Source organism: Bacteroides sp. AF29-11 (assembly GCF_003602895.1).
In the GTDB taxonomy this organism is placed as follows: domain Bacteria; phylum Bacteroidota; class Bacteroidia; order Bacteroidales; family Bacteroidaceae; genus Bacteroides; species Bacteroides uniformis.
On sequence record NZ_QTLY01000005.1, the window covers coordinates 61,608 to 79,748 of the forward strand.

General features: G+C 49.7%; 17 protein-coding genes. 7 read left to right on the forward strand and 10 right to left on the reverse strand.

Going from position 1 to position 18,141, the window contains the following annotated elements; translation table 11 throughout:
* The first annotated feature begins 15 nt into the window (after window positions 1–15).
* The 3 genes from DWZ03_RS09605 (at window position 16) to ald (ending at window position 4,554) form a co-directional block, all read left to right on the forward strand.
* Window positions 16–2,295, forward strand: a complete 2,280-nt coding sequence (locus DWZ03_RS09605; RefSeq protein WP_057282086.1) for a leucine-rich repeat domain-containing protein — start codon at window positions 16–18, stop codon at window positions 2,293–2,295.
* Window positions 2,296–2,327: 32 nt separating this feature from the next.
* Window positions 2,328–3,329 (forward strand): fimbrillin family protein, encoded by a 1,002-nt coding sequence (locus tag DWZ03_RS09610; RefSeq protein ID WP_057089516.1) that lies wholly within the window; start codon window positions 2,328–2,330, stop codon window positions 3,327–3,329.
* A 118-nt stretch (window positions 3,330–3,447) separates the two neighbouring features.
* Complete coding sequence (gene ald / locus DWZ03_RS09615; protein ID WP_016274378.1) at window positions 3,448–4,554, forward strand: alanine dehydrogenase; 1,107 nt, start codon at window positions 3,448–3,450, stop codon at window positions 4,552–4,554.
* 47 nt (window positions 4,555–4,601) lie between these two features.
* Here ald and DWZ03_RS09620 read toward each other — a convergent pair whose 3' ends face one another.
* Window positions 4,602–5,816, reverse strand: coding sequence for an MFS transporter (locus DWZ03_RS09620; protein WP_120129794.1), 1,215 nt, complete (start codon window positions 5,814–5,816; stop codon window positions 4,602–4,604).
* 202 nt (window positions 5,817–6,018) lie between these two features.
* Between DWZ03_RS09620 and DWZ03_RS09625 the strand changes: the two genes are divergently transcribed.
* From DWZ03_RS09625 to gadC, 4 genes are all read left to right on the forward strand, one after another.
* Window positions 6,019–7,455, forward strand: coding sequence for a glutamate decarboxylase (locus DWZ03_RS09625; RefSeq protein WP_005831197.1), 1,437 nt, complete (start codon window positions 6,019–6,021; stop codon window positions 7,453–7,455).
* A gap of 122 nt (window positions 7,456–7,577) precedes the next feature.
* Window positions 7,578–8,543 carry a glutaminase A gene (gene glsA / locus DWZ03_RS09630; protein ID WP_009038262.1) on the forward strand — a complete coding sequence of 322 codons (966 nt, stop codon included), beginning with the start codon at window positions 7,578–7,580 and terminating at the stop codon, window positions 8,541–8,543.
* A 109-nt stretch (window positions 8,544–8,652) separates the two neighbouring features.
* Window positions 8,653–9,396 (forward strand): potassium channel family protein, encoded by a 744-nt coding sequence (locus tag DWZ03_RS09635; protein ID WP_005832258.1) that lies wholly within the window; start codon window positions 8,653–8,655, stop codon window positions 9,394–9,396.
* A gap of 103 nt (window positions 9,397–9,499) precedes the next feature.
* Entirely contained in the window at window positions 9,500–11,086 is a 1,587-nt protein-coding gene (gene gadC / locus DWZ03_RS09640; RefSeq protein WP_005832260.1) for a putative glutamine/gamma-aminobutyrate antiporter GadC, read from the forward strand.
* 92 nt (window positions 11,087–11,178) lie between these two features.
* Here the strand turns inward: gadC and DWZ03_RS09645 are convergent, their stop codons facing one another.
* The 9 genes from DWZ03_RS09645 to DWZ03_RS09685 form a co-directional block, all read right to left on the reverse strand.
* A complete protein-coding gene (locus tag DWZ03_RS09645; protein WP_005831206.1) occupies window positions 11,179–12,129 on the reverse strand; it encodes an NAD(P)H-dependent flavin oxidoreductase in 951 nt (316 codons plus the stop codon).
* A gap of 78 nt (window positions 12,130–12,207) precedes the next feature.
* Window positions 12,208–12,870 carry a DUF4858 domain-containing protein gene (locus DWZ03_RS09650; RefSeq protein ID WP_016274375.1) on the reverse strand — a complete coding sequence of 221 codons (663 nt, stop codon included), beginning with the start codon at window positions 12,868–12,870 and terminating at the stop codon, window positions 12,208–12,210.
* A 35-nt stretch (window positions 12,871–12,905) separates the two neighbouring features.
* Window positions 12,906–13,463 (reverse strand): DUF4943 family protein, encoded by a 558-nt coding sequence (locus DWZ03_RS09655; RefSeq protein ID WP_009038260.1) that lies wholly within the window; start codon window positions 13,461–13,463, stop codon window positions 12,906–12,908.
* A 19-nt stretch (window positions 13,464–13,482) separates the two neighbouring features.
* Window positions 13,483–14,583 carry a porin family protein gene (locus tag DWZ03_RS09660; RefSeq protein ID WP_120129796.1) on the reverse strand — a complete coding sequence of 367 codons (1,101 nt, stop codon included), beginning with the start codon at window positions 14,581–14,583 and terminating at the stop codon, window positions 13,483–13,485.
* Window positions 14,570–15,178: an RNA polymerase sigma factor gene (locus DWZ03_RS09665; RefSeq protein WP_117601269.1), complete on the reverse strand. Its 609-nt coding sequence runs from the start codon at window positions 15,176–15,178 to the stop codon at window positions 14,570–14,572. Before DWZ03_RS09665 ends, DWZ03_RS09660 begins: the two co-directional genes overlap by 14 nt.
* Window positions 15,179–15,228: 50 nt before the next feature.
* Window positions 15,229–15,933: a hypothetical protein gene (locus DWZ03_RS09670; protein ID WP_119962137.1), complete on the reverse strand. Its 705-nt coding sequence runs from the start codon at window positions 15,931–15,933 to the stop codon at window positions 15,229–15,231.
* A 6-nt stretch (window positions 15,934–15,939) separates the two neighbouring features.
* Window positions 15,940–16,650, reverse strand: coding sequence for a hypothetical protein (locus DWZ03_RS09675; RefSeq protein ID WP_117965814.1), 711 nt, complete (start codon window positions 16,648–16,650; stop codon window positions 15,940–15,942).
* A 230-nt stretch (window positions 16,651–16,880) separates the two neighbouring features.
* Window positions 16,881–17,729 carry a carboxylating nicotinate-nucleotide diphosphorylase gene (nadC, locus tag DWZ03_RS09680; RefSeq protein WP_117866338.1) on the reverse strand — a complete coding sequence of 283 codons (849 nt, stop codon included), beginning with the start codon at window positions 17,727–17,729 and terminating at the stop codon, window positions 16,881–16,883.
* Window positions 17,722–18,114 (reverse strand): DUF4783 domain-containing protein, encoded by a 393-nt coding sequence (locus DWZ03_RS09685; RefSeq protein WP_119962138.1) that lies wholly within the window; start codon window positions 18,112–18,114, stop codon window positions 17,722–17,724. Before DWZ03_RS09685 ends, nadC begins: the two co-directional genes overlap by 8 nt.
* Window positions 18,115–18,141 lie beyond the last annotated feature (27 nt).

Sequence of the window (18,141 nt, forward strand, 5' to 3'; positions counted from 1 at the left end):
AAAGACACCCAACGAATGAAAACAAGGAACCACCTCCGCCGGACGCTACTGCTCCCCACCCTGCTGCTTGCCCTGCTGCCGCCCTGCGCCTGCACAGACGACATCTGCCCCGACACCGCCCCCCTGCCCGGTGCCGACAGTGAAGCCACAGCCTCCCTCATAGGCCAACCCATACAGATAGGCTGCATCGCCACAAGCGTGGAACAGCAGTCGCCCATGGCCGGAGAAGGAGGAGGGCAGACACGCGCCGACGGAACCACCGGCACACCCGCCACGGAAACCGGCTTCCCCAAAGTAGGAACCACCATCACCGTATTCATGACCGTGCCCGTAAGGTCGTCGTCGGCAGCAGACGGCTCGTCCGCCGAAGTCCGCTACAGCCACGCCAACTACACCTGCACCTCCGTCAGCACCGACGGCGGCACGCAAGCCGTCACCTCCGCCACTTGGCAGCCCACCGACCCTGCCAACCTCCTCCGCTGGGAGAAAGACGCCGCCGCCTACTACTTCGCCGCCATCTCCCCCGCCATAGAGATGCAGCCACTGGAGGCATTGACATATACCGGCAGCGACGGCAACAGCGGAGGCAGCTACGCCCTGCAGACGGGCGAAGCCTTCACCTTCCAGCTGCCCCAAGCCTTCACCCCCGAGAACTACGCCTACTGGGAACAGCTGCGCACCTCCGGCCTCGCCGTCCGCATACCCCAGCCCACCGCCGACCCCATCCCCCTACAGATGCAACGCGCCCTGGTGAAAGTGGACATCTTCTCCACCGCATCCGCCGCCGTCCTGCTGAAAGCACCTGCCAAAGCCGTATTCTGCGCCTACACAGGCGGAGTGACGGCGCTGAGAGAGGCACCCATTGTGAGCAATTCTACTGACGGGATACACTCCTATCTGTTTGTTGACAAGCTCACCGACACCCGTTCCGTCACCACCTTGAGCCGGGACGGTGCGGCGGTGCATCGGGCGTTGATGATACCCACTTACCACCAATACAGCCCAGACTACCTCCCCCCTAATGGACCTACTTGCAGCGAAGCCGGAGGAAACGGTACCCTCTCTTTTCTTACGGACAAGGTATATAGCGCCGGAGGCTCAATCGGCAGCAGCAGCGAGACCGGCAGCGTCACCGGCGGCACCACCGGCAACCGATTCTATCTCCCCGGCAAGTACCTGCAAGTGTCGGACGGAAGTACCGACATAAAAGGCACAGCACCGGAAAACATCCTCCTGCTGGATGGGACGGAAGCGTCCTACAATGCCGTAAAGAGCAGGCTGGAAGCGATAAATGCCGCCGGAAGCTCTTCTCCCCCTACCCTCGTCTCCAAACTCTTCATCAGCGGTTCTGTACCGGAAGGCATGGACCAGAGCGAGCTGTTAGGATTGCTGGGCAGCAGCCATAATTACGTACAAAACCTCTATATGGAGCCGGTGAAGGAAGTGCCTACGAATTGGTATCTCTTCACCAACGGCAATAGTACTCTGCAAAGCATCAACCTGCCACAAGCCACCAAAATAGGATATAATGCTTTCAATAAATGCACCGGCCTGACAAGCATCAACCTGCCACAAGTCACCAAAATAGGATATAATACTCTTCAGGGTTGTACCGGCCTGACAAGCATCGACCTGTCACAAGTCACCAAAATAGGAAATGGTACTTTTGTGAATTGTACCAGCCTGACAAATATTGACCTGTCACAAGCCACCGACATCGGAGAAAATGCTTTCTGGAATTGCACCGCCCTGACAAGTATCGACCTGCCACAAGTCACCGACATCGGAGTCAGTGCTTTTTGGAGTTGCACCGGCCTGACAAGTATCGACCTGCCACAAGCCATCGGAATCGGAGAAAGAGCCTTCCAGGATTGCACCGCCCTGGCAAGCATTGACCTGCCAAAAGTCACCAATATAGGAATCGGAGCTTTCGTCGGATGCGGGAAACTGGCAAGCATCTACCTGCCACAAGTCACCGACATCAGAGAAGATGCTTTCTTTGGTTGCACCGGCCTGAAGAGCATCGTCCTTAGCGGCACCGGTACCGAAAACAGCTTCGCTCTCCCCACCTACGACACCCAAAACGGTCTCGGAAATTATAATTTCTCCCCCGAGAACCTCTTCCTCACCGGAGTTACCGCACTCGAGGACGATCAAATCACCCAGTGCCGCACCTGGGGAAAGATGACTTGGGCGAACATATACTATAACTACAAGGGAAGCCCTTCACTTGCCGAAGCCACCATTACGGAGCTGACAAACCCCGAGAATTACACAAAAGTAACCGATAAGTAACTTATTATTAACAACAAATAAATAGACCAAATATGAAAACAAGAAGTATCCAAACGCTGCTCCTCGCAGCCACCCTCGGCCTGCTGGTCACCGCCTGTAACAACGATTCAGACCAGACAGTGGACATCACCAAGCCCATCAACGTGAAGCTCTCGCTCACCACCACCGGCACCAATATCCCCATCAGCCGCGCCGCCATCGGCGCCACCGAGTTCGATGATGACGACGCACTGGGCCTCTACATCGCCCACAAAACGGGTGCCAACGATGAATCCCCCATCAGCGCCTCCCTCGACCCCAAGAACACCAAATGGGTAAACGGCAGCTTCACCGACGAACCCCTCTACTGGCAGAACGTCACCGACCAGCACACCCTCTACGCCTACTATCCCTATACCAACACCGCCACCGACACCTACACCGTGCCCAACGTCAGCATCAAGCCCGACCAGAACAACAGCAGCACCGCCGCCGCCGACTACGAAGCCTCCGACCTGCTGTGGGGCAAATGCACCACCGTGGCAACGAACAACGCAAGCATCAGCATGAAGCACTGCATGAGCCAAATCACCGTCACCCTCTCCGCAGGAAACGGCTACTCCTCCCTGCCCGCCATCGACAAGGTAGAACTGCTCTGCTCCGCAGGCTTCGCCCTCAGCGGCACGTGGAATCTGGCAGACGGCAAAGTAACAAAGGCTAATGATGCCGCTGCCACCGACGCTGCAGCTGCATCTACCACCTCCATCACCACCTACGCCCACAGCGTTGCAGGTGCCACCACCTACCGCGCCATCGTGCTGCCGGGTCAGGCATTCACCAATAGCTCCCAATTCGTAAAAGTCACCTCCGGCAGCAACACCTACACCTACTATCTGGCTATGAGTTCCAGCGAAAACCTCACTACCGAGGCCAACAAAACCTACAACTTCGACCTCAGCCTGAACAAGGCCGGGCTGACGCTGAAAGGGATTACCATCGCCGCATGGGACACAGATGAAATAGAAGGGGATGCAGGCATGGACATTGGAAACTGATGGACAATGAATAACTGAGAACGAAAACTGTTCTTAAACATGGAGGGTACGGAGACACTGTACCCTCCATTTTTGTATCTTGCGCCATGTTTAACCCCTCAATAAAAACTTTAAGGTTATGATTATCGGAGTACCTAAAGAAATCAAGAACAACGAGAACCGTGTAGGAATGACCCCTGCCGGAGTAGCCGAGTTGGTGAAACGCGGTCATACGGTGTATGTGCAAGCCTCGGCAGGCGCAAACAGCGGTTTCTCTGACGATGATTACATCGCCGTAGGTGCACAAATGTTGCCAACCATTGAAGACACGTATGCCATAGCCGACATGATTGTCAAGGTAAAGGAGCCCATCGCACCGGAGTACAAACTGATAAAAAAGGAACAAGTGGTATTCACCTATTTCCACTTCGCTGCCGATAAATTGCTGACCGAAGCCATGATAGCAAGCGGCGCCGTCTGCATCGCCTACGAAACGGTAGAGAAAGAAGACCGCTCACTTCCGCTGCTTACCCCCATGAGCGAAGTGGCGGGACGCATGGCCACCCAGGTAGGAGCACGCTTCCTCGAAAAACCCCAAGGCGGCAAAGGGAAACTGATGGGTGGCGTGACGGGTGTACGCCCCGCACGCGTACTTATCCTGGGCGGCGGCATTGTGGGCACCAATGCCGCACAAATAGCTGCCGGAATGGGTGCCGAGGTACTGATTGCCGACATCAACCTTCCCCGCCTGCGCTACCTCAGTGAAGTGATGCCCAAGAATGTAAAAACACTCTATTCTTCCCTTCACAATATCAAAATGGAATTACCTACAATAGACCTCGTAATAGGGTCTGTCCTTATCCCCGGTGACAAAGCGCCTCATCTCATCACCAAAGAAATGCTGAAAATGATGAAGCCCGGCACCGTACTCGTAGACGTTGCCATCGACCAAGGCGGATGTTTCGAAACCTCCCACCCCACCACGCACAGCGACCCTACCTACATTGTGGACGGAATTGTACACTACGCCGTTGCCAATATCCCCGGCGCCGTACCCTTCACCTCCACCATGGCACTGACAAATGCCACCCTGCCCTACACCGTTGCCCTGGCATGCAAAGGCTGGAGACAAGCCTGCAAGGACGATCCGGCTCTGGCGTTGGGATTGAACGTAGTGGAAGGCAAGGTAACATACAGAGCTGTAGCCGATGTCTTCGGGCTGAAATATGAGGCGATTGAGTTATAAGTTATAGAGGGTGTCTCATCTGTGTGCCATCAACCGTTTTGACACCCTCAATCTCCAAACAAAGAATCCTTCTTCCTCGCATACTCCCACCACATAGCGAGCAGTGTGATGCAGAGGTTGAAAATAAACGGAAATTCCTTGGAATTAGTGTGGAACAAGGTCTGAAAGAAGTCTGTAATGAACGGGGACAATAGAATCGCCAGATAATTCATTACCATTACAAAGGCCAGTGCCAAAGTTGTTTTTTCCGGTATAGCCGTATCTACTGTCTCGTCATAAATCAGCGGTTGAATGACACCATATCCCAAACCAACCAACATACATCCCGGTATTATCAGCCATTCTTTAGGCGAAATCCATATCAAAAGCAAACCCGCTGCAATGGACAAAAGGCTGTAAAACTTTGTGTGTTTCCCCATCCACTTCACGATATGCCCCAGGAAGAAACCCGGAGCCATAATGGCAAGGAAGAATAAGGAGATCATCAATCCGGAATTTCCGCTGGAGAAGTGATGGGCCTCCATCAAAAAAGGCAAGTCAAAAGTAACCGCCAGCACTACATACGTAGTGACGCCATAAAACAGCATCAACTGTAGCAGATGGCGGACATGGATGCCGTATTTACCGGGAATCGCACGCTTGGATTCCTCCGGAACAACGGTAGCCGTATCTTCTGTTTTCTGCGGCTGACCGGTATCTCCCTTCAAATACCCGACAAGCAGCAGAGAAACCAACGGAAGCAGATATACCACGAAAGGCAAGTGCCAGTTTACCTCTGCCAGATACCCAGTCACCGCCGTTGCCACAACCAGCGTCACATTGGTGATGGCAGAACTGTAACCAAACTGCTTTACCCTATACTCCCCCGTGAAATAGCGTGAAACCAGACCGGTGGACAACGGAATAATCACCCCCGAACCGATGCCAAGCAAAGCGCTGACCACCATCAACTGCCACATTTTATCCGAAAAAAGATAAAGTACCCCACTGGTGGCAAACATCCAAAGCCCCGCTTTCAGCAGACGCACAAAGTCACGTTTCTCGGCCAGCTTGCCCGCCAACAGCACAAAAGGAATTATCAGCAGCGAAGGCAGGGAGGTAAGCATCTGTATATCCAGTTCTGTGGCATGTGGAAAAATGGTAGTAAGTTGTCCCAAAATAGGTGATACGGCCAATCCCGGCAAGGAAGTCAATGCAGAGACTGACCAAATGCCGACAAGCGTGATAAGGGGGATTGTACCCCTTCCGGTATTGATTTTCATATAGTAGTATATTAATTAAATGAATAATGTGGGAACAACAAACCTACCTTCAGAATGTTCGTTTTTTAAGATTTTACTACGCTGCCCTTTAATAAACGCCAAATAATGCAAAACCCCGGAACTTTCATCCGCAAACCCCGTTGTTGTGGGAAATTCGACGGGGAAAAGCCCCGCCGCCTAAACCTTTAAAAAAATTATTAATATGGAAGATTTGAATTTCAGAAAAGGAGATGCAAAAACTGAAGTATTCGGTTCAAACCGTATGTTACAACCCTCACCCGTAGAAAAGATTCCCGACGGACCTACTACCCCGGAAATCGCCTATCAGATGGTGAAAGACGAGACCTTCGCCCAAACGCAGCCTCGCTTGAATCTGGCTACATTCGTCACTACCTATATGGACGAATATGCAACCAAGCTGATGAACGAAGCCATCAACATCAACTACATTGACGAGACCGAATATCCGCGCATCGCCGTAATGAACGGTAAATGTATCAACATCGTGGCCAACCTCTGGAACTCTCCTGAAAAAGAAACCTGGAAAACCGGCGCACTTGCCATCGGTTCCTCGGAGGCATGTATGCTGGGTGGTGTGGCAGCCTGGTTGCGCTGGCGCAAGAAACGTCAGGCACAAGGCAAACCGTTCGACAAACCCAACTTCGTTATTTCAACCGGTTTCCAGGTGGTATGGGAAAAATTCGCCCAATTGTGGCAGATTGAAATGCGTGAAGTGCCTTTGACACTGGACAAGACCACGCTCGACCCCGAAGAAGCCTTGAAGATGTGTGATGAGAACACCATCTGTATCGTGCCTATCCAAGGCGTTACATGGACAGGACTGAACGATGACGTCGAAGCCCTCGACAAAGCCCTCGATGCCTACAATGCGAAGACCGGCTACGACATTCCTATCCACGTAGATGCCGCCAGCGGCGGTTTCATCCTCCCGTTCCTCTATCCCGAAAAGAAATGGGACTTCCGTCTGAAGTGGGTACTCTCCATCAGCGTCAGCGGACACAAATTCGGTCTGGTTTATCCGGGTCTGGGCTGGGTTTGCTGGAAAGGCAAGGAATATCTGCCCGAAGAAATGTCATTCAGCGTAAACTACCTCGGTGCCAACATTACTCAGGTAGGCCTGAACTTCTCCCGTCCTGCCGCACAGATTCTGGGTCAATATTACCAGTTCATCCGTTTGGGATTCCAGGGTTACAAGGAAGTACAGTACAACTCTCTGACCATCGCCAAGTATATCCATGACGAAATCGGCAAGATGGCTCCGTTCGTAAACTATTCCGACGAGGTTGTGAACCCGCTGTTTATCTGGTATTTGAAACCGGAATATGCAAGAGCTGCCAAATGGACTCTGTATGACCTGCAGGACAAGCTGTCACAACACGGTTGGATGGTACCCGCCTATACACTGCCTTCAAAGCTGGAAGACTACGTCGTAATGCGCGTCGTTGTTCGCCAAGGATTCAGCCGCGACATGGCAGACATGCTGCTGGGTGACATCAAGAATGCCATCACGGAGCTGGAGAAACTGGATTACCCGACTCCTACCCGTATGGCACAGGAAAAGAACCTGCCGGTGGAAACCAAAATATTCAACCACGGATGCCGTACTCATAAAAAATAAATTAATTTACGATTAAACGATTTACGATGTACGATTAGAGTTTCTCTTGATACGGACTACGTTTAAAGGAGTAATTTCAATCGTAAATCGTACATCGTCTAATCGTACATCACAACGTGTTTATGGAAAAGAAAATATCAATTTCACAAATAAAGGAGGTTGCCCAAGAAGCCTACAATGAGGTGAAGGGCAGCACAGGAGGCAAGAATGCGGATTATATTCCCTACCTTGCCAACATAGACTCCAAACTATTCGGACTCAGCATCTGCCTGATGAACGGGCAGACCATCAATATAGGTGACACAGACTATCGTTTCGGTATAGAGTCCGTCTCGAAGGTACACACAGCCATCCTTATCCTGCGCCAATACGGTGCGCAGAAAGTGCTGGACATGATAGGTGCCGATGCCACGGGACTACCGTTCAACTCCATCATCGCCATCTTGCTGGAAAACGACCACCCTTCCACTCCATTGGTAAATGCCGGTGCCATTTCCGCCTGTTCCATGGTGCAGCCAGTGGGAAACTCCGACAAAAAATGGGATGCCATTGTACAGAATGTCACTGAGCTGTGCGGCTCTGCCCCACAACTCATCGACGAACTGTACAAATCGGAAACGGCTACCAACTTCAACAACCGCTCCATTGCCTGGCTGCTGAAAAACTACAACCGCATCTACGATAATCCGGACATGGCTCTCGACCTCTATACTCGCCAGTGTTCTCTCGGCATCACGGCCCAGCAACTGGGCATTGCCGCAGGAACCATCGCCAATAACGGCGTGAACCCCGTCACCAAACAAACGGTGTTCGAAGCCAGCCTGGCACCGAAAATCACGTCGATGATTTCTACCGTAGGCTTCTACGAGCATTCGGGCGACTGGATGTACACCGCCGGCATACCGGCCAAAAGCGGTGTAGGCGGTGGTGTAATGGCCGTATTGCCCGGTGTCATGGGAGTATCGGCCTTCGCTCCTCCCCTAGACGAAGCGGGAAACTCCGTAAAGGCCCAATCGGCAATCAAGTTCATCATGAACAAGCTCGGCCTGGGTGTATTCAACGGTGATAACGTAACGATTACAGAATAAGTTTCTCTTTTTAGTTATGAGTTATAGGTTATGAGTTATTTGTTGGTAGGCACCGTAATCAGCAAATGACTTATAACTCATAACTTATGACTTTATAATGGACTTCATCATGAAAATGGCTCTATCAGAATTTGTATTGCGGGAAAAAGGTATCTATGGCATACTGCATGTCATTATATTGATACTGTCGCTATTTTTAGTTATCAGCATCTCTGTCGACACGTTCAAGGGGATCCCCTTTTACGAACAGTCGGTCTACATGAAAGTACAGTTGTGGATATGCGCCCTGTTCCTGGCAGATTTTGTATTGGAATGGTTCCTGGCAGAGAAGAAGGGTCACTACGTGGCCACGCATTTCATTTTCCTGCTGGTAGCTATACCCTATCAAAACATCATTGCCTATATGGGATGGACTTTCTCACCCGAGATAACCTATATGCTGCGTTTCATCCCATTGGTGCGGGGTGGTTACGCCATGGCTATCGTGGTGGGTTGGCTGACGTACAACCGCGCATCGGGACTGTTCGTTTCCTACCTTACCATGTTGCTGGCCACTGTCTATTTTTCCAGTCTAGCCTTTTATGTCATGGAGCATGGTCCCAATCCTTTAGTTAAAGGATATGGAGACGCCTTATGGTGGGCATTTATGGATGTGACGACGGTGGGTTCCAATATCATAGCAGTCACTCCCACCGGACGGGTACTGTCCGTACTGCTGGCTGCGCTGGGCATGATGATGTTCCCTATCTTTACAGTGTATGTAACGAGCCTGGTCGAACGGCGCAATAAGGAAAAAGAAGAGTTCTACAAGAAAGTTGCACAGAAGCCCGCGCCCAAAGCCGACGCTTCCTGAATAGTTAAAACCGGAACTTTCACTTATCCGTTGGGAACAACTCTCCCCAAGTGTTGTTATAGACGCTGATTTTGAATATATTTTTCATCTAAAACCTTAACTTATGGCAAATATTAAACAAACAGTGAAGCTGGGTGTATTTACCCTGGCAATCATGAATGTGACGGCAGTAGTATCCCTACGTGGACTTCCTGCCGAGGCCGTGTACGGAATGAGTTCGGCCTTCTACTACTTATTTGCAGCCATTGTTTTTCTGATTCCGACGTCACTTGTCGCCGCGGAACTGGCTGCCATGTTTCAAGACAAGCAAGGCGGTGTGTTCCGCTGGGTGGGCGAAGCCTACGGAAAAAAACTGGGCTTCCTTGCCATCTGGGTACAATGGATTGAAAGTACAATCTGGTATCCTACCGTATTGACATTCGGTGCCGTATCCATTGCTTTCATCGGCATGAACGACGTACACGACATGTCACTGGCCAATAACAAGTATTACTCGCTCGTTGTTGTCCTCATCATCTACTGGCTGGCTACGTTCATCTCCATGAAGGGCATGAGCTGGGTAGGTAAAGTGGCAAAGGTCGGCGGCCTGGTCGGGACTATTATCCCTGCCGCACTGCTGATTATCCTGGGTATTATCTACCTTGCCACCGGCGGACACTCCAACCTGGATTTCCACAGCAGCTTCTTCCCCGACTTGACGAACTTCGACAACGTGGTGCTTGCTGCCAGTATCTTCCTCTTCTATGCCGGTATGGAAATGGGCGGTATCCACGTAAAAGACGTGAACAATCCCTCCAAGAATTATCCGAAGGCAGTGTTCATCGGTGCGGCCATTACGGTTATCATCTTCGTGCTCGGTACTTTCTCACTGGGCATCATCATCCCGGCCAAAGACATCAGTCTGACACAGAGTCTGCTTGTAGGCTTCGATAACTATTTCCATTACATCCGCGCCTCCTGGCTGTCACCCATCATCGCCATTGCTCTGGCATTCGGGGTGCTGGCAGGTGTATTGACATGGGTTGCCGGTCCGTCCAAAGGTATCTTTGCCGTAGGAAAAGCAGGCTACATGCCTCCGTTCTTCCAGAAGACAAACAAACTGGGTGTACAGAAGAACATCCTTTATGTACAAGGCGGTGCAGTAACCGTACTGAGCCTTCTGTTCGTAGTCATGCCTTCCGTACAGAGTTTCTACCAGATTCTGTCACAGTTGACCGTAGTCCTCTATCTTATCATGTATATGCTGATGTTCTCCGGAGCCATCGTGCTGCGTTATAAGATGAAGAAGCTGAACCGTCCGTTCCGTATCGGCAAGAATGGCAACGGATTGATGTGGCTCATCGGTGGTCTTGGTTTCTGCGGGTCATTGCTGGCATTCGTATTGAGCTTTATCCCACCCAGCCAGATTTCAACAGGCAGCAACACTGTATGGTTCTCCGTGCTCATCATCGGTGCGCTGATTGTAGTCATTGCCCCATTCATTATTTATGCTTCCAAGAAACCGTCCTGGGTTGACCCGAACAGTAGCTTTGAACCGTTCCATTGGGAAGAGCAACCTGCTGTGCAGACAGCCGGTAAAAGTGCAACAAATATGGCTACCGGTAGCGCCACTGCCAGCAGCAATGGCACAAGTAATTCCGCCACAAGTGGAAATACGGCAAAAGACACAACCAATATCCCCAAAGGATAAAAGGTTATAAGTTGAAACTAAAAAAGGAATATCCCCGAAATCACCGGGAATATTCCTTTTTTATTGTTATATGATACCAGAAGAGGGAATATTCAGAAATCCAATTCCTGCATTCTCTCCCACGCCCTTCTGCTCTCCTCCACCAACTCTTGCATGACCGACGCCACAGACTGCACTCCCTTTCCATGCAGCAAGGCAGATACCTGCCCTATTTCCAGTTCCCCTTCTTCCAAGTCACCTTCAAAAATACCACGTTTGGCACGGCCACGCCCTAAAAGGATACGAAGTTCTTCCTCTGAAGCTCCCACAGCCTCAGCAGCCTCTACGGCGCTGCGAAAGTTATTGCGCACCAGACGCACCGGAGCCAATTTCTTCAAAAGCAGACGGGTATCCCCTTCTTCCAAATGCAAGCAGTAATCCTTAAATACCTCGTTTGCAGAACTCTCTGCCGTCAAGGCAAAGCGTGTACCAATCTGCACACCTTCCGCACCCAGCACCCGGGCAGCCAGCATGGCCTCACCCGTTGCAATGCCACCGGCGGCAATCAGCGGAAGTGTAGTAACTGCACGTACAGCTGGTATCAGGCACAGGGTGGTAGTCTCCTCCCTCCCATTGTGCCCACCGGCTTCGAAGCCTTCGGCAACTATTGCATCAACACCCGCCTCTTCTGCCTTCACGGCAAAACGCGAGGACGAAACAACATGCACCACCGTGATGCCACGTTCGTGCAACCAACCAGTCCATTTCTTCGGGCTGCCGGCAGATGTAAATACAATCTTCACTCCCTCGTCGGCCACAATCTGCATTATCTCTTCTATCTGGGGATACATCAAGGGAATATTCACACCAAAAGCATGATGCGTAGCCTCACGGCATTTCCTGATATGCTCCCGCAACGTTTCGGGATGCATCGAACCTGCGCCGAGCAAGCCCAGCCCTCCCGCATTGCTTACAGCAGCAGCAAGTCTCCAGCCGCTACACCACACCATACCACCTTGAATTATCGGATATCTTATTCCAAATAGAGAAGTCACTCTGTTCATTATTACTTTTTTTAAAGGTTTACTAATGAAAACAAGAAGAGGAGAAAGAAAGTTCAAAATTTGACAAAAAGTGATAAATTACTGTTGTTCCAAAACAGTTATCGAATCTCCATACGCCTTCAATACTTCCAGCGTACGGGCACGGCGCTTGCGGCCTTTGAAATTCCAAAACTCACGGGTAAAAGGTGTCATCAGGTCTAAACCGGAAATTCCACCGCCACTGGCACCCTGCCAACCGCCCACAGCCATATTATTGGCCCGCTCCGTCACCCGGTAACGCAAACCGGTTGCTTCAATCTGCTCCACCGTCTCACGCGGACCGGCATCAAACGGATGTTTAGCCCAGTTCGTAGGAATCATCAGAATCTTAAGTGCATAGAATTCATCTCCTCGCCAAGTATCCTTGTCTACCTTGATTTTTTTCTGATAAATGGGGTCCCAATTATATTTGGTATTGGCTGTATAAGGACGTAAGGTAAGCACCACTTTTTTCTCGGGCGCTTTCGGCATGACGGGCAATGAATTATCAAAATCCATCCACGACTTGTCCATCACCGCTTTCGGAGTACCCAGAGAATTGTTCATTTCCAATTCCTGCAATACCTCCGGATTCAGTTTTACCTCCCCCTCGCCCTTCAGCAACCGGTTCAGCCTCAACGAGTCCTGAGGGGTCCAGTTTTGGGCATAGCAAGGGAAGGCTACTGCACAGAGCAGCCCCCAAACAAGTATAGATATCTTCACCTGACAGTTTTGATTACTTAATCCCTAAAAACATTTCACCACCACATATATCCGCTGCCACAAAGCGGTTCGTCATAGCAGGGATCAATCGTCCACATAGTCCGTGGATACTTACGGGTTTCCCACCAGCGGCGGTAGCGCGAAGCGGCATCCAGCACCTCTTCGTCCGAAAGGAAATAGATACCTTCATAATTCTCCGCATCCGTATGTACCATCTTGCATCCCATCGAAGCATTGTTCCCGAGGCGGATAGTCTCTACCGTCCACAGGATGCATTCGCCCAAACGCAGCTTGCCACCTGCCGAATAGGATACCGGAGCCAGGGGGAAAGAGGGAATGACCGTCAAGTCCTCGGCATACTTCAGCAATTCCTCTATATCTTCGGAAGTGAACTTGGGCATGTTACTCAATCCATCCGGACTTTGGGTAGAATATTTGCCAGCCTTCAACTGCTTGACAAACAAGTCTACATCCGGATGGTTGTAGTCCAACGTTTCTTTGCTGCAAGAGCCCAAAGAGAGAACAGAAAGAGTAAAGAATACGAGCAGCATAGTCTGCCCGAATATATGTAATTTATTGTATAGAGTCTTCATATTTGTATGGTATTTAAGATTAATAAGTCATGCGCACGCCGCACAACAGATTCAGATTGGTGGGCCGTTCCGTACGCAAGGTTCTTGTCTGCGAGTCCGTATCGAAATGATGGGATACAGACGGCTCTGCAAACAAGGCAAAACGGTTGTTCATTTTATAGCGTACCCCTACTCCGGCAGCAACCGACAACTGTACCGGCTCTGCACCGAAACCATTGTCCGGAGCACCTGCAATGCATTTCTCGGCTACTCCACCTACCATAGCATAGAAATCCACTTTCGGCGTACTGGCCAGCATCATGTTCAGCCTTACCGGAATTCCCAGCGTATGCAACGTATGGTCACCATCCAAGCAATTATACTGAAGACCGGCTTCCAAGGAGAAATGCTTGTTCAAACAACGTTCCACGCTTACCCCGGCCGTGAACGGCATATGGAAATTCCCTTTCGGCAGGGAAGTGCCGATGCCTGCTTTCAATGCCCAATTACGGGGCTTAGATGGCGATACAGCCACAGACTTTGCCGGTTCTTCCTCAGAAGATGGCAGCATTCTATCTATATCAGCATCCTTATGGCCAGGATTTGAATGGTAGTTCCCGTTTCCGGCCGGAGTTCCGTTACTGTAATAACCGTTTCCCGGCTGCTGCTGGTTTCCGTACACCCGTTGGGTAATCCGGATGGAAACATGGACAGACATGGATTCATCCTCATCGGCCTGCGCCGTCAATCCTGCCGGAATGCCGTTGGCGGGATGCTGTGTACCGGGCTTTTGTGCCATGGGGTTGGCCTGATGGATAGAGGGAAAACTTTCCTGCACCACATCCCCGTTCAAGTTACCTTCCGGCGTCATGGCCGCCACTTGTGTAAAGGCCTCCTTGATTTCCTCTTTCGGAGAGAAATACCAGAAAGCGGCAGAAGCAGCTCCCAGTACAAATACAACAGAGGCGGCTGCGGCTACGCGGTGAAACCTCGGAGAAAGAAAAAGCTGCCTCCTGCCTTTTGCGGCAACCGGTGACGGCAAGTCACGTTGCAACCCTTCCCAGAAGTCCTCCCGCACTGTCATCTCTGCGCCGGCAAGACGACTGCGGAATAAACCGGTTATTTCATCATTTTCTCTCATATTCAGTATATTCTTTAATTCTTTTTATTAACAAACACTTGGCACGATGCAACTGCGAGGTAGACGAATGCTCTTTGATGTGGAGGATTTCGGCTATTTCCTTGTGCGATTTCTCCTCAAAGACGTATAAGTTGAATACAGTACGGCATCCATCGGGAAGTTCCGCCACGAACGCCATCAGCATTTCTTCGGAAATACGGCCTCCGGTTTCGGCAATGCCCGCTTCATCCGGAATGTCGGGCAATTGTTCCTCATTCACCACCAGTTGGCTGAAACGTTGCTGTTTCCGCAGGTAGTCTATCGCCTGCGTCACCATTACCCTTGTCACCCAGGTACCCAATGCACATTCGCCACGGAAGGTGAAGTGGGTGAAAATTTTGATGAAGCCATCGTGCAATACGTCATGGGCCGCATCGACATCGCCCGTATAGCGGTAACATACCGCCAGCATCTGCTTGGAGTAGAGGGTGTATAATTCCTTTCGGGCGGAATCCTTTCCTGCCCGGCAGCCCTCAATCAGTTCTATCTCATTTTCCAATGTCAGTGCTCGTTTTACGGACGCCTCTTCGCGTCGTTTGTTAGTTAGACGCAGCATTGCGGAAAATGCTGCTGAATTAATTCTAAAAAGAAGTTAAAGAACGGAGATTATTTATATTTGGCTCTCAAAGCCTGTATTTGCTTGTCCAGCATCTCATCCAATTCATCAAATTCATGCCAATACAGAAAACCGGGAACCATGTTGACGTAATTGATAAATTTCTTATACTGCACAAGAAACAAGGCCTGGTCCCGAAGACTGTCGCCACCGTCAAAAACATTCGCCAACTCCCTGGACATGGCAGCACTCATAAGAGCATCTGTTTTCGTTGCATAGTAATCACTGACATCCTTTTGTTTCCTGCCCAACTCAAAATAAGTCTGCAATACATCCTGCAACATACGTTTGTCCGGTATATACTGCATCAATGAAGAACCTTTCAGCACGTCCAGCGCATCTGTCCTATAAGAGAATTCATCCATATTATTGAAAAGCTTGCCATACTTCCACAGAGTATCTGTCGGTATCTTGGATACATCCATATCATGTTCCCTCAACAACAGACTCATGTGTATGTCAATATCCAACAAGTGCTTTATATTACGGAGCTCCTGCCTATTATATTCCAACTCTTCCGTTACCAACTGCATCGTAGCACGCACTTCCTTTTGACGGGCATTCTCGGTAATCCGGTCACTTCCCCAGAAAGTGACAATGATACCCGCAGCCACAATACTGAACTGACGGAAATAATCACCTATGTGCCAACTTTTTACCGTATGGTTCAGCCTATTAAAGTTTATCTTTCCCATATCTTTTTATTCTAAATGATACTTCTTTTCAAGCGCTTGTATTGCCTCGTCTATACGTTTTCCCACACGTTCTACATAGTCCGGCGTGAAATAGTTCTGCGCTACCCTGACAAAGTTCCGTACCGACCTGTCCGACAAGTAAATATCCCACGCCTCATATCCTCCACGATTTATCTGGTCCGTCTGTTCGTCAGTCAATGCCAAATGGAAAGGAACCATAATTTCGTCCTTCATATCGTAATAGCCATTCATAGTTGCCTTAAATCCATCCAATACCTCATAGATTCCGGTCAACTGCAACAGTAGCTCTTTATCTGAAATCTTCTGCATCAACATGGAGTTTTTAAGTATATCCAATGCATTCTGACTATAATAAAAACTGCGGATATGCCCCATAAGAAAGCGGAACTGTATCAATGAATCTTCCGGTATCGTCCGATGCTTTAAGTCATGCTCCACCAATAAGCTGGAAAGACGTTCATCCTCTCTAAACTCTGAAACGATACTCTTATAATTTTCCCGGTTACTTTTCAGTTCATCCCTAATCAGCGACATGGTGGCTTGAATATCCTTTTTCTCGGAGTTTTGAGTAACCAACTCACTACCGACAAAAGTAATCAGTACGCCAATCACCACAATGGAAGTCTGCCGGATGTAGTCTCCCACTTGCCAATCTTTGACAGTTGTTTTTACTTTATTCCATGTTATGTTTTTCATATCTTCCTACACTATTATCCATTACTATGAAACACATCATCCGTTATAGCCAAACGCATCATCTATCCGTCCCAAACAGACCATCTGTTTCACCCCAATACACCTTCTGTTTTTCCAAGAGCCACTACTTTGCTAGTTACCAATAGAAAGCCTCTCATAAATCTGCCGTAATGCAGCATTCTTTATGAGAGGCTTTCCTTATTATTCTGCAATAATGCTTTCCGCCTTTATCAACATGCTTTAAAGCTCATGTCCAATCCTTTCACAGAGTGAGTCAAAGCTCCTACGGAAATAAAGTCTACACCGCATTCGGCATAGTCGCGGAGCGTATCAAACGTGATGCCACCGGAAGATTCCGTTTCATAGCGGCCACCTACCATCTCCACAGCTTTCTTTGTCATTGCCGGGGTGAAGTTGTCAAACATGATACGGTCTACGCCACCCAGGTCGAGTACTTGCTGCAATTCGTCGAAGTTGCGCACTTCTATTTCTATCTTGAGGTCCTTACCTTTTTCCTTGCAATATTCCTTCGCACGGTTGATGGCCTTGTCAATGCCTCCCGCAAAGTCCACATGGTTGTCTTTCAGCAAAATCATGTCGAACAAGCCGATACGGTGGTTTACACCGCCACCGATTTTCACCGCCATTTTCTCGAGGATACGCATGCCCGGAGTAGTCTTGCGGGTATCGAGTACACGGGTATTCGTACCTTTCAATTGCTCGGCATACTTATGTGTCATGGTGGCAATGCCACTCATGCGCTGCATGATGTTCAGCATCAGACGCTCCGTTTGCAACAAAGACTGTATCTTGCCTTCCACAATCATGGCCACATCACCCGGCTTTACGGCTGTACCGTCATTAATAAACACTTCCACCTTCATGGTAGGGTCGAAACGACGGAACACCTCCTTGGCTATCTCGATACCGGCCAGTATGCCCGGTTCTTTTATCAGCAGTTTGGACTTGCCCATTGCCGTAGCAGGAATGCATGAAAGGGTTGTATGGTCTCCATCGCCTATATCTTCGGCGAAAGCCAGGTCTATCAGCCTGTCAATCAATTCTTCTTCCTTATTCATCTGTTTTATCTATCCTTATTTGATGTATAACATATTTGTTCTGTACTTTTCTGAAGAAACAATTCACCCGAAAGTTTCCATTTGCGGTCGTCAAGGTACCAATGACGAAACCAGACTCATCACGTTTCCCCTGATGGTTCACATTAAAACTGCCAACCTTGTGGTTGGAGAAGAAAGCAGCCATTGTGCCCTCTGCCGTCCGCTTGTCGGCGTGGGTCGACTTATTCTGAATGATTAAATCGACCTTGTCACCCAGATACTTGTTGAGTTCCTGAGAGCTTCCTTCCTTGAAGGCCCCAATCACTCCCTCGGGAACGTTCTGGGCCAGCAGCACAGACGTCCAAATGAAGAGACCGGTCAACAAAAAGACTACCCGTTTTTTCATTTTCACAAGTATTTATGATAGGCAAAG